A 13,011-nucleotide genomic window follows, 5' to 3' on the forward strand; every position below is an offset into this window, starting at 1 on the left:
ACTTCGCCGTTTATCTCGAAAAAATCGCAGCGTATCAGCGCCCCGTCAAAGCCGCAGTTGTAGATGCGCTCAAAGCTTTGTTTTAGCTTGGCGGCTAGCTCTGCGCCGATATCGGCCTCGCGCGCCCTGCTCTCGTTTGAAAAGCTCATATATTTTTGTTCGTAGTCTAGAAATTCTTTCTTTTTAGGCTCTTCGATGATGGAAAATTTGATCTCGCCGTCGGCCTTGCAGCCTGCTAGATTGTACTCCTTCACGCCTTCGATAAAGGGCTCTACTAGGATCTCTTTGTCAAACTCGTATGCCACGTCCAGGCCGTATTCTAGCTCGCTAGCGTCTTTTATCACGCTAACTCCTATCGAGCTTCCTAGGCGAAGCGGCTTTAGGATCACTGGTAGTGGCAGGCTAGACGCCTTTCCTCTGCTTACAACCTCGTAGTTTAGGGTATTTACGCCCGCTTTTTGCGCTAGTAGTTTGGTTAGCTCCTTGTTGTAGCTTAGCGCGCTAGCTTCCACGCGAGGGCCGATATAGCTAAGGCCGTAAAACTCTAGCAGCGCCGCGATCTTGCCGTCCTCGCCGTCCATGCCGTGGATTAAATTTATAAATACGTCCGCCTCGATCTTTTTCTCGCCGAGTAACCCGCCCGCGAAAAATCCGCCCTGCTTAAGGGTGAGCTTTTTGGCGTTTTTATACTTGCCTGAGCTAAAGAAATTCGCCTTCATATCGGCGCCGTTTATCAGGTAAAATTCTCTAAATTTATCGCAAAATATAAATAAAGGTTCTTTTTTTAGCACCTTTTTTAGGGCTATAGCGCTCACGATACTGATCTCGTGTTCGTAGCTTTTAGCGCCAAATATCACAGCAAATTTCATATCTTTTCCTTTTTTATGCTAGTTTTTTTAGGGCTTGTTTGACGAGTTCGCCCGTATTTTGCGCGTCGCACTCGCTAAGCGCCTTGGTTATCTTTTCTCTTTTAAAGCCGAGGCTCTCAAGCGCCAAGATCGCTTCGTGCTGATAGCTAGGCAGATTTTCGTCCATCGTCATCTTTGCGTCGCTAAGTTCGGCGATGATGCGTCTAGCCGTCTTTGCGCCGATGCCCGGCACCGTTTGTAGCGCCGCCGCGTCTCCGCTTTTAACCGCGTTTAAAAATGCGTTCGGATTTAGGCTCGAGCACACCGCCATCGCCGTCGCCGCGCCGATGCCGCTTAGTTTTATCAGCATCTCAAACATCTTTTGCTCGTTGCTATCTAAAAATCCGTAAAGCAAGTCCGCATCCTCGCGAATGATCTGCGTGATGTTTAGCTCCACGCTCTGGCCTCGCTCGAGCTTTGCCGAGCAAAAAAGCGAGATAGCTACGCCGTAGCTCACGCCGCCGGCTGTTTTTAAGATGAGATTTGCGGGCTCTTTTTTGGTTATGACGCCCTCGATCGCTTTTATCATCGTTTTCCTTTAAAATTTGCGATTATCTCTAAAATTTGATTAATTCTTGCAAAAATTTATCCGTAACCTCGCTAAATGCGGCGTTTAGAGCCTTCATCGCGATTTCGCCCTCGTCCGCACCTGCGTCTTTTTGCGAGCTTAGCACGACGCTTTTTAGCTCCTTGCCGTCTTTAAAAAAGCTAAATAACATCGAAATTTGCGCTTTTTGGTCTTTGATTTGAAGCGTGAGTAAATTTGACTTTACGATTATATCCGCGTTTTTAAAAGACGGCTTAAACGCGCACTGATCGCTCGCGGCTATGATCAAATTTCGCCTCGCCATCTCGCTTGGGAGCGCTAAAAATTTGATATTTTTTAGCGGACGAATCTCGCCGTTTGCGTCTATCTTTAAAACTTCTCGGCTCTCGTACGCGCCAAAAACCCGCACTTCTTCGATGAAAACCGTTTTTTCGGGCCTATTTTCGCACTCTTTAAATTTATCCTCCGCGCCGCCTAGCATAAAATAATTCGTCCTAGGCGCAGGCTTTGCCAAAACGCTACAACCGCTAAAAAACAGCGCCGCCAGAGCTAAAACCGTACTTAAAATTTTCATTTTTCGTCCTTTTTCTGCGTATCTTTAAAGAAAAATTCGTACGGGTCGTCCTCGAGTCTAAAAAGGGTATTTCTAAAATCAGAAATGAGCTTTTGGAAGCTAAGCAACGTCCTCTCCGTCTCGTCGCCAATCGTATTTAGCGCATCTTTCACGTCGTATTCGCCGCTTTTTATTTTTTCTGAGATTGCGGTTTGTAGATTTTTGAGCGCTTGCGCCGCGTCTGAGGCCTTGGTCGTAAACGAATTTATAAACTCAAGCGTGCCCGAGGCGTTTTTTAGCGCTTTTTTTAGCTCGTTTAGCGTCAAATTTGCATTAGCCAAAACCTCGTTTGCGTTTGCGATAGTCGCGTTTATATCGAGATTTCCGGCGTTTATCTTTTTCGCGGCTTCATCAACCGAAACTAGGATAGACGAAAATTTAGCCGCGTTTTCGTCGCTTAAAAATTTATTGATATTTTTAAAGGTAGACTCTAAATTTTTCGTTAGATACTCGGCTCTGTCGCCGATTTTATCAAAAAAGCTCGCCTCAAGCCCGATGTAGGCCTTTTCGTTTTTATCAAAGAGCGGGCTGTCCATGCTGCCGCGCGAGATATTTAGGTAGCCGATGCCCGTGATGCCCTGTATCTCCGCAGACGCCGTGCTATCGGTTCTAATGGGTATATCTTTTCTCACGGAGAGCTCAAGCTCGATGAGGGCTTCTTTTTCGTCGGCAAAGCGGATATCCTTGACCGTGCCCGCGTCTACGCCGATAAATTTGACCGTGGAGTCCTTTTTGATGCCGCTTGGCAGGCTTGTAGTTTTGATGAAATACGACCTGTAATCATCGGCCTTTTTCCCGTATCCGCCCAGCCACCACGCCGCGATGCCTAGCGCGCTCACGACAAGCACGAAAAAGAGGCCTATCAAAGTATAATTTATTTTATTTCCCACCGTTTTTCCTTGTTTTTAAAAGCTCTTCGAGCGGATTTTCGGGCATTTGCATCAGCTGCTCAAAAGTCCCCTCGAAGGCTATCTTTTTATCCTGAAGTATCAAAAATCTATCCAAAATCGTGCAAATGCTGTCTATATCGTGCGTCACCATCACGACCGTGACGCCAAGCGTATCTCGTAGCTCCACCACTAGCTCGTCAAACGCCCGCGCGCTACTTGGGTCAAGGCCGGAGTTTGGCTCGTCTAAAAACAGAATTTTAGGACTTAGCACTAGAGCCCTAGCCATCGCCACGCGCTTTTTCATACCGCCGCTTAGCTCGCTTGGGTACTGCAAAGCGACGTTTTCGCTAAGGCCTACTTTTTGTAGCCAAAACATCGCTATCTCGCGCATCGATCGCTCGCTCATCCCGCTATACTCTTTTAGCAGGATATAGATATTTTCCAGTACGTTCATCGAGGTATAAAGCGCGCCGAACTGAAACATCACGCTGCAAGCGAGCTTTATCTCCTGTCTAGCCGCTTCGTCTAGCGACCACAGATCACGCCCTAGCATCTCGACTTTGCCGCCGCTTGGTTCTTTTAGATATATCATCGTTTTCATCAGCGTCGATTTACCCGTGCCGCTACCGCCCAGTAGCCCGTAAATTTCAGCCTCGTTTACATGGAAATTTAGCCCGTCGTGGATCACTCTGTCGCCAAATTTCGTCGTTAAATCAGTCGCTTTTATTATCATTTATATGCCTAGCTGCGTGAAAATAATCGAAAACAACGCGTCCACCATGATCACGCCAAATATCGCGTTCACCACGCTCACGGTCGTATATGTGCCCACGCTTTGAGTATTTCCGCTGATCTGAAAGCCTCTCATGCAGCCGATAAACGCGATCACGACGCCAAAAAACGGAGCCTTAAAAAGACCGACGTAAAGATGTTTGATCTCCACCTCTTGGCCAAACCTCGCTAGATAGCTATCAAAGCTAATGTTTAGGTAGTTTTCCATCACGACCATCTCGCCGAAAATCCCCGCCACGTCGGCTAAGAATACGATAAGAGGCATAGCTACGATGAGAGCTATCACGCGAGGAAGAACGAGAAATTTAAACGGATCAAATCCCATCGTTTTCATCGCGTCGATCTCTTCGGTGATTTTCATAACGCCGATTTGCGCGGTAAAGCTAGACGCCAGGCGCCCCGCCACGATAATAGCGGCGATGAGCGGAGCTATCTCGCGCAGGGTCAAAAGCCCCATCATCTCGACGATTATTATCGTAGCGCCGAAACTCTCGAGCAAATTTGAACCCTGATATGCCAGCACGATGCCGATGAGAAAAGAGGTGAGGCACACGATAAAAACCGACTTTATGCCCGCATCCTCGAAATAAGCCAAAATTTCCTTCACGCGGATATTTTTTAGCATAAATATCTTGCTAAATTTGACCAAAAACTCACCCATGAAATTTAAAAACGCGCAAAATCCCGCAAAAAAAGCGGTCAAATTTTTACCGATTTGAGAGAATGGATTTTCGTGAGGTTTGGCGTCTATGATCTGCTTTATTTTGGGATTTATTTCGCTATTTATCGAGGCGAAAATCTTTTGAGCGTGCGGGTTTAAATTTACGAGCTCGTAGCCTTTGCGAGCATTTAAAAAGGTATTTTTAAAAAACAACGCCGCTGCGTAATCGAGCTCTTTTACGTCTTTAAAATTTAAAACGATTTTATTAAATTTCCTTGAGCCGATGAGCGCGGCCGTCTGAGTCCAAATTTGAGCCGGCAGCTTGTAGGTCCAGTCGTTTTTTAGACTTATAGTTAGCTTGCCGCCGCTTTGCTCGCACTTGTAAAATTTGCTTTCAAATTTTAAAAAAAGAGGCAAATTTAGGCCTTTTTAGCGTTATTTTTTTTCTTTATCACGTAGTCTATGTCGCCGTCCTCGGTCTCGACTTTAGCTATCGTGATTATTCGCGCGATCTCGTTTTCGCGTGTGCTATACGTGATGTCGCGAGCCGGGTCTACTAGCCTAAATTTTATCTCGTTAAATTCGCGCCAATTGCTGTGATTTATCACTTTTGAGTTAAATATACCCTCTTGGATATTTGTTATCTCGCCTCTTAGCTCGGCGATCGCGGCTTTTTTCTCGCGAAATTCTTTTAAAAGCGCGTTGTACTCGTGCACTAGCTGCTGATACTCTTTTAGCTTTTTCATAAACGTCGCGGGCGGAGTGTTATTCGTGCTTTTTAGTTCCTCTATTTTAGCCTTTATGACGTTTATCGGGCCTCTGTTTTCTTCGATGACGCATCTTTTTGACTCTAGCGTGCGCGGCATTTTTACGATCTGTTCTCTGATAGCTTTTATCTTAGCCATACGCTCGTTTATCTGCTCGCCCGTGTTTTTTATCATGCTAAAATCGACTAAAATTTTATTATTCACGCCTTTTAGTTTTTTTATCTCCAAAGTATCGGCGATTATGATATTTGAGTTTGATACGAGCGTATCGATGGCGACGCTTTCGGCGATTATCTCGCCGCCGATGACCGATTTTATCACGGCTTTTTTAGCTTTTACCTTGCCGCCTTCGAGCCTATCTATCTCGACACTCTCGCCTTCAAAGCTACCGATATGTACGGCTATTTTTGCTTCTTTCGCCTCGATGAGAGCTTTGGCATGGGTTTGTCCGCCGATCGTTACTTTGTTTGCCTTTACTACAGCGTTTGCGGCGACGTTTCCCTCGACGTTTACTTCGTTTGCCTCGACCGTCATGCCCGTACCTATGGCGTCTTTCGTTAGGTCTTTTTCCTTTACGTTTAGCGTTACGTTGGTATCAAGCCCCGTATCGACCGAGCCTGTGGTTTTAAACGTGATTTCATTTACGTCAAGCTCGTCTTTGATATCAAAAACGCCTTTTTCCTCTTTGACGTAGCCCGGTTTTTTGGCGAAAAATTTTATCCCCTCGTTATCTTCTTTTGCGTAGATATTTTCGGTGTGTTCGGGCATTTTCGTTATCGTGGCTTTGGCTTTTTGCGCTGGTAGGAAATTTCCTCGCACGTCGCGGCCGCTTGTGCCGTCTCTTAGTTTTACGTATTCGATTATGAGCTCGTTTTCGACGACTCCGAGCAGATAGCCTCTGTTTGCGTAGTCGATCTTGTCGTTTTCATCTACGTTTCTTATTTTTGTTTTGTAGTGATAGATTAGCGCGTCGTCCGTGGACGGAACTACGTTTACGCCTACAGTCACGGCAAATGTATAGTCCTTGTCGATAAATTCTTTTACTCTTAGAACCGAAGAAATTTTAGCGACCTCTTCTAGCATCGTTTTGTTTCTGATACCAACCAGGATGCCTACTTTTATCAGCTTTTTGTAGATGAAATTTATCAGCTTTTTGTCAAATTCTTTAAAATAAACCGTGTTGGCGTTTTGCGAAACGGTAGCTAAAATTTTGGTCAAATTTTTATTTGCATTTACGGAAACGTTAGGCAAAGGCGTAGGTTTTACGCGCCTAACGTCGTAAAATTTAACCAGATAGCTTTGCTTGATACTCTCGACTCTATCTACGTAAAATTTATCGTTATCAAAGACGTTTAGCTTGTCTTCGGCGATTTGTCTAGGTTGGCTCTCGCCTACCACCTTGCATTCGGTTTTGATTTCTAAGATATCAAAATCTATAAATTTGCTATCGACGCCGAAGCTCTTTACTAAATTTAATATCTCGCCGTACGGGTTGGCGGTCTTGACCTCCATCTCGGCTAGGAAGTTTTGCTGCGCGTTTTGATTTTCTGGCACGTGATACTCTCGCGTTATTTTTATTTTCGCGAGATTATCTCTAAAATTTCATTAAAAAGACGTTATGCGAGATTTTCGCGCCCGCTTTTACGTATTTTAAAACAAATTTTGTCTATTATTACGCCAATTTTAAATAGGAAATTTTATGCTCATAAAAGGCTTTTTTTCAAACAGCATCGGCATCATGGTTTCGCGAGTTTTAGGGCTCGTGCGCGACCTACTTACGGCTTCTACTTTGGGTGCGGGCATTTACAGCGATATATTTTTCATCGCGTTTAAGATACCCAATTTATTGCGCCGTATCTTTGGCGAGGGGGCCTTTGCCAACGCTTTTTTGCCAAATTTTACAAAATCAAACAAAAAATCGCTCTTTAGCGCCGAGATTTTTCTTAAATTTCTAGCCTTTATCGGCGTTCTCACGCTTTTGGTAAATTTATTTGCTCCGTTTTTTACCGCCGTTATCGCCACGGGCCTAGCGCCCGGCGACATAAACGAAGCCGTCCCGCTCGTAAAAATCAACTTCTACTACCTAGCGCTCATCTTTGCCGTTACATTTTTAGCCTCGCTTTTGCAGTATCGCGGGCACTTTGCGACGACGGCGTTTTCGACCGCTTTGCTAAATTTAGCCATGATCGGCTCGCTACTTTTAGCTCGCGGACAGGAGCCTAAAGTCGCGGCTTATTATTTGAGTTTTGGCGTCGTGGTCGGCGGCGTTTTGCAGCTCATCGCGCACCTTATCGCGCTTAAATTTAGCGGCATCTCAAAGCTCTTTTTCGGCGGCTTAGTTAAATTTGCCCGCGGTAAAAGAGCCGATACGAAGGGTTTTTTTAGCAACTTTTTTCACGGTCTAGTCGGATCGTCCGCGATGCAGCTAAGCTCGTTTATGGATACGTGGCTGGCGTCGTTTTTGGCGGCGGGATCGATCAGCTATCTTTTCTACGCTAACCGCATTTTTCAGCTGCCTTTAGCGATATTTGCGATCGCGCTCTCAACCGCGCTTTTTCCTAAAATTACGCGCCAAATCAAGGCCGGTAACGAAGCCGAAGCTCTAAAATGGATGCGAAAAAGCTTTGAAATTTTATATTTTCTGCTCTTTGCGGCGACTATCGGCGGCATTATTTTGGCTCAGCCCATCATCAAGCTGCTTTTTGAGCGCGGAAGCTTCACGGCATCCGATACCGCAGCGACCGCGAGCGTTTTGGTCGCTTATATGATCGGACTTTTACCTTTTGGGTTGGCTAAACTTTTTTCGCTTTGGCTTTATGCGCATTTACGGCAAAAACTAGCCTCCAAAATCGCCGTTATCACGCTCGTTTTTAACCTCGTTTTGGCCGTTGTTTTGATGCAAATTTACGGCGCATTCGGACTGGCTCTAGCTAGCTCGCTGGGCGGGTTTTTGACGCTAGCTTTAAACGTCAAATTTTTTGGGATAAGGAAATTTTTAGCTATAATTGAGCCTAAAAAATTAACGCTTTTAAGCGCGGTTCTGGCTTTAGAGGCGGTGATTTTGATATTTTTAAGGAAATTTTTAGATGCAAATTTTTGATAGCGTAAAGAGAAAAAAAGTAGAATTCGAGCCCGTAAAAAGCGACTTCGTGCGCATTTACGTTTGCGGGCCGACGGTTTACGACGATGCGCATTTGGGGCACGCTAAAAGCGCGATTAGCTTTGATCTGCTTAGGCGCACGTTGAGCGAGCTTGGATACAAGGTCAAATTCGTGCGAAACTATACCGACATCGACGATAAAATTTTAAAGAAAATGAGCGAGAGCGGCAAGAGTCTAGAAGCGATCACGGATAGATACATCGCAAGCTACGAGCGCGATATGGGCGCGCTTAACGTACTAGAGCCCGACGTCAAGCCAAAGGCGACGCAGACGCTAAAGGAGATGATAGAGTACATCGAAATTTTGCTAAAAAACGGCTTTGCTTACGAGATAAAAGGCGACGGCATATACTTTGATACGGCAAAAGACGCGCAGTATCTGAGCCTTAGCGGTAAATTTGACACCGAAGCAAACGTCGCTCGCGTCGAGTCAAATTTACAAAAAGAGGATAAAAAGGACTTCGTGCTATGGAAATTTGACGAGAAATGGTACGAAAGTCCGTTTGGTCGCGGTCGGCCCGGCTGGCACACCGAGTGCGTCGCGATGATAAAAAAGCACCTAAGCAGCGGCGAAAAATTTGAGATCGATATCCACGCGGGCGGGCTTGATCTGCTCTTTCCTCATCACGAAAACGAGGCCGCGCAGTGTCGCTGCGCCGAGCGCAAAAGCCTGGCTAAATACTGGATACACAACGGCTTTATCCAAGTAAACAACGAAAAAATGAGCAAGAGCCTCGGAAATAGTTTTTTCGTTAAGGACGCGCTAGAGCGAAATTTGGGCGAAGCGGTGAGATTTTATCTGATTTCTAGCCACTATAGGGCGAATTTTAACTTTAGCGAAGATGATCTAAACGCGGCAAAAAAGCGCCTAGATAAAATTTACCGTCTAAAAAAACGAGTTCTTGGCGCCGCGGCAAATTTGAGCGCGAACGAGAAATTCAAAAGCGAGTTTATGTCTGCGATGGGGGACGATCTAAACACCTCAAAAGCCCTTGCTAGCGTAGACGAGTTCGTCCGCAGCGCAAACGACGAGCTAGATGCAAACCCCAAAGACAAAGCCAAAAAAGGCGAAATCGCGGCAAATTTGGGGCTAATAGCGCGCGTGCTAGGCATCTTGCAAGTGGACGTATTTGAGTATTTTCAGTTTGGCGTGAGCGACGAAAAGAGAGCCTACATCGAAGATCTGATAAATCAAAGAAACGAAGCTAAAGCGGCCAAAAACTACGAGCTATCGGATAAAATCCGCGATATGCTAGCCGCAAACGGCATCAGCCTCATGGATACGCCAAACGGCTGCATGTGGGAAAAGATATGAAGCAGATGAGCCTAAAAGAGGTTTTGCGGCGGTTTGCGCCCTATTTTAGGGATTATATTTCGTATTTTATCATCGCCATCGCCGGCATGCTGATGGCTAGCGGCGGCACTGCGGCGTCGGCGTGGGTGATCGAGCCGGTGCTAAATAAAATTTTTATCGAAAAAAACAAAGACCTGCTTTATCTTTTGCCCTACGCTATCATCGCGATTTACGTTTTAAAGGGGCTTGGGACGTTTTTACAGGCGTATTTTACGGCGTATATCGGGCAGGATATCGTGAGGAGATTTCGCGAGAAGCTGCTAAAAAACCTGCTAAATTTGGATATGAAGTTTTTTAACGATTACCGCACGGGCGAGCTAATCAGCCGAAATATCAACGACATCGACCGCATCAGAAGCATCGTTAGCTCCATGATCCCAGAGCTCATCCGCGAGGCTATCACGATCGTCGGGCTACTTTGCGTCGTGCTTTATCAGAGCTTGCAGCTTGCGTTTTTTGCGCTAGTTATCATGCCTGCTGCCGTCTATCCGCTTTCAAAGCTCGCAAAAAAGATGAAAAAAATCTCCCGCGCCTCGCAGGAAAAAACCTCCGACATCAGCTCGAAGCTAAGCGAAATTTTTACCAATATCGAGATCATCAAAGCAAACAACGCCCAGGAGTTCGAGCACGCTAAATTTACCGACGAAAACGCAAAATTTTTCAAGCTAAATTTAAAAAGCGTAAAAGTAAACGAGATGGTAAGCCCGATGATGGAAATTTTCGGCTCCGTCGGCGTCGCGGCGGTCGTCATTATCGGCGGCAAAGAGGTCATAGACGGAAATTTGACGATGGGAAGCTTCTTTTCTTTCCTAACCGCGCTTTTCATGCTTTATACGCCTATTAAACGCATTTCAGGCCTTTACAACAAGATGCAAGACGCCGTGGTCGCGGCAGAGAGAACCTTTGAGCTACTTGATAAAGAGCCTCAAATTTTAAGCGGCGACAAGCCCGTACCGGCTGAAATAAATTTGATAAATTTTAAAGACGTCAGACTAAACTACGACGATAAAGAGGTGCTAAAAGGCATAAATCTAAGCGCGAGCAAGTCCCAAACCGTCGCGCTCGTGGGCAGTAGCGGCGGCGGAAAAAGCTCGATCGTAAATCTACTCATGAGATTTTACGACGCAAACGGCGGAGCGATCGAGATAAACGGCGAAAATATCAAAAATTTTGACCTCGGTTCGCTTAGACAAAATATCGGCCTCGTGACCCAGCGCGTCTATATCTTTAACGACACGGTCGCAAACAACGTCGCCTACGGCCGCGAATACGACGAAGCAAAGGTCGAGCTCGCGCTAAAAACGGCAAATGCGTATGATTTCGTGTCAAATTTACCCGAGGGCACGCAGACTATTTTAAATGAATTCGGCACCAATCTCTCGGGCGGCCAACGTCAGCGTATCGCCATCGCCCGCGCTCTCTACGACGACCCGCAAATTTTGATATTTGACGAGGCCACGAGCGCTCTAGATAACGAAAGCGAACAGCAGATAACCAAAGCCATCGCGAATTTACAAAAAGAAAAAATAATATTTATCATCGCGCACCGCCTAAGCACGGTGCAAAATGCCGATAAAATCGCCGTTATCAGCGGCGGAAAAGTGGTCGGTTTTGATACCGACGAGGCGCTTAGCAAGAGCTGCGAAATTTACGCGAAACTAAAAGGCGAAGCCCTTGTTTAAGCCTAAATTTGATAAAATCGCTCAAAATTTAAGGATAAAATTTGAATTACGAAACGCTAAAATCCATATTTTTTAAATTTGACCCCGAAACCGCTCACAAAATCGTCGAAAAAACGCTAAGTATCTCAGACTGCGTATTTCCGGGGCTTTATAGCATCGTCGCCAAAAACTGCGTCGTCACGGACGCGGCTCTTTCGCAAAATTTGCTGGGAACTAGCTTTTTAAATCCTGTAGGAATCGCCGGCGGCTTTGACAAAAACGCCACCATGCTACGCCCGCTAGCCGCGCTCGGATTTGGGCACGTGGAGTTTGGCACCGTGACGCCAAAAGCGCAAGAGGGCAACGCAAAACCGCGCCTTTTTCGCCTAATTGAAGAAGAGAGTATCCAAAATGCGATGGGTTTTAACAACGAGGGCGCAGACGCCCTTAGCGCGCGCGTTAGCAAGCTCTATCCCTTTGCGATACCGCTTTTTGCTAACATCGGTAAAAACAAAATCACGCCAAATGAAGAAGCGATAAAAGACTACGAAATTTTAGTCGCTAAATTTAACGAAATTTGCGACTGCTTCGTTATAAACGTCTCCTCTCCAAACACCCCAAACCTACGTGAACTACAAGAAGAAAGCTTTGTAAAAGATCTATTTGCGCGCCTTACGCCCATCGCAAAAAAGCCGATAATCTTTAAAATCGCGCCCGATATGGACGACGACAAGGCCGTGCAGATCTGTAAAACGGCCGTAGAAAGCGGCGCGAAAGGCGTCATCGTAAATAATACGAGCATTGATTATTCGCTATCAAAATCTGCGAATTTGAAAAATTTCGGCGGGCTAAGCGGCAAGGTCATAGCCAAGCGCTCGCGCGAGCTTTTTAGCGCGGTGGCTAGCGAGCTTTACGGCAAGACGGTTTTGATCGCAAGCGGCGGCATAGACAGCGCCGAGGAGGCATACGCGCGGATAAAATCTGGCGCAAATTTGGTTCAAATTTACACTTCTTTCATTTTTAAGGGCCCAAACATCGCAAAACAGATAAACGAAGGTATTTTAAAGCTTTTAAAAGAGGATAATTTCGCCTCGATTAGCGAAGCGGTGGGCTGCGATATAAAAAACAAAATTTAAGGAAATTTATGCTTATAAAATACTCCAAAACAAAGCTCAAAAACGGCTTTGAGATCTATCATATCCCCGCTAGCAAGGGCTCTAGCGTAATTAGCGTGGACGTGTTTTACCGCGTAGGCTCGCGAAACGAAACCATGGGCAAAAGCGGCATCGCACACATGCTAGAGCATCTAAATTTTAAATCTACGAAAAATATGAAAGCGGGCGAATTTGACGAGATCGTAAAGGGTTTTGGCGGCGTAAATAACGCTAGCACAGGCTTTGATTATACGCATTATTTCGTCAAATGCTCAAAAGGCAACCTAGACGAGGCTCTTAGGCTTTACGCCGATATAATGGAAAATTTGAGCCTAAAAGATAAAGAATTTCAGCCCGAGCGCGACGTCGTGACCGAGGAGCGCAGATGGCGCACGGACAACTCTCCGATCGGCTTTTTGTACTTTACGCTCTTTAACGTCGCTTTTAGCTATCACCCGTACCACTGGACTCCGATCGGCTTTATCGGCGATATCAGAAACTGGA

The 13,011-nt window shown here is 45.8% G+C and carries 12 protein-coding genes; 5 read left to right on the forward strand and 7 right to left on the reverse strand.

The window, feature by feature from the left end; all coding sequences use genetic code 11:
- The 7 genes from ACTTJF_RS09150 to ACTTJF_RS09180 form a co-directional block, all read right to left on the reverse strand.
- On the reverse strand, positions 1-869 hold an 869-nt coding region (locus tag ACTTJF_RS09150), incomplete at its 3' end, for a D-alanine--D-alanine ligase (protein WP_442551700.1).
- Between the two features lie 13 nt (positions 870-882).
- Positions 883-1,437 (reverse strand): Holliday junction branch migration protein RuvA, encoded by a 555-nt coding sequence (gene ruvA, locus ACTTJF_RS09155; protein WP_314179450.1) that lies wholly within the window; start codon positions 1,435-1,437, stop codon positions 883-885.
- A 28-nt stretch (positions 1,438-1,465) separates the two neighbouring features.
- The gene (locus ACTTJF_RS09160; RefSeq protein WP_442551701.1) at positions 1,466-2,029 is read right to left on the reverse strand and encodes a hypothetical protein; all 564 of its coding nucleotides are present in this window, start codon (positions 2,027-2,029) and stop codon (positions 1,466-1,468) included.
- Complete coding sequence (locus ACTTJF_RS09165) at positions 2,026-2,958, reverse strand: MlaD family protein (protein ID WP_442551702.1); 933 nt, start codon at positions 2,956-2,958, stop codon at positions 2,026-2,028. The genes ACTTJF_RS09160 and ACTTJF_RS09165 overlap by 4 nt, the downstream gene beginning before the upstream one ends.
- Complete coding sequence (locus ACTTJF_RS09170) at positions 2,948-3,691, reverse strand: ABC transporter ATP-binding protein (protein ID WP_442551703.1); 744 nt, start codon at positions 3,689-3,691, stop codon at positions 2,948-2,950. Before ACTTJF_RS09170 ends, ACTTJF_RS09165 begins: the two co-directional genes overlap by 11 nt.
- Positions 3,692-4,828: an MlaE family ABC transporter permease gene (locus tag ACTTJF_RS09175; RefSeq protein WP_442551704.1), complete on the reverse strand. Its 1,137-nt coding sequence runs from the start codon at positions 4,826-4,828 to the stop codon at positions 3,692-3,694.
- Between the two features lie 2 nt (positions 4,829-4,830).
- Positions 4,831-6,732, reverse strand: coding sequence for a flagellar assembly protein A (locus tag ACTTJF_RS09180; protein ID WP_442551705.1), 1,902 nt, complete (start codon positions 6,730-6,732; stop codon positions 4,831-4,833).
- Between the two features lie 145 nt (positions 6,733-6,877).
- Here ACTTJF_RS09180 and murJ point away from each other — a divergent pair, with 145 nt between their 5' ends.
- From murJ to ACTTJF_RS09205, 5 genes are all read left to right on the forward strand, one after another.
- Entirely contained in the window at positions 6,878-8,278 is a 1,401-nt protein-coding gene (murJ, locus tag ACTTJF_RS09185) for a murein biosynthesis integral membrane protein MurJ (protein WP_442551706.1), read from the forward strand.
- Complete coding sequence (gene cysS, locus ACTTJF_RS09190; protein ID WP_442551707.1) at positions 8,265-9,653, forward strand: cysteine--tRNA ligase; 1,389 nt, start codon at positions 8,265-8,267, stop codon at positions 9,651-9,653. The genes murJ and cysS overlap by 14 nt, the downstream gene beginning before the upstream one ends.
- A complete protein-coding gene (locus tag ACTTJF_RS09195; protein WP_442551710.1) occupies positions 9,650-11,374 on the forward strand; it encodes an ABC transporter ATP-binding protein in 1,725 nt (574 codons plus the stop codon). Before cysS ends, ACTTJF_RS09195 begins: the two co-directional genes overlap by 4 nt.
- A gap of 41 nt (positions 11,375-11,415) precedes the next feature.
- Positions 11,416-12,489, forward strand: a complete 1,074-nt coding sequence (locus tag ACTTJF_RS09200; RefSeq protein ID WP_442551708.1) for a quinone-dependent dihydroorotate dehydrogenase — start codon at positions 11,416-11,418, stop codon at positions 12,487-12,489.
- A gap of 8 nt (positions 12,490-12,497) precedes the next feature.
- Positions 12,498-13,011 (forward strand): M16 family metallopeptidase (locus ACTTJF_RS09205; RefSeq protein WP_442551709.1); only part of this gene is annotated, 514 nt, incomplete at its 3' end.

The sequence above is a fragment of the Campylobacter sp. genome (genome assembly GCF_052170435.1).
In the GTDB taxonomy this organism is placed as follows: Bacteria; Campylobacterota; Campylobacteria; order Campylobacterales; family Campylobacteraceae; genus Campylobacter_A.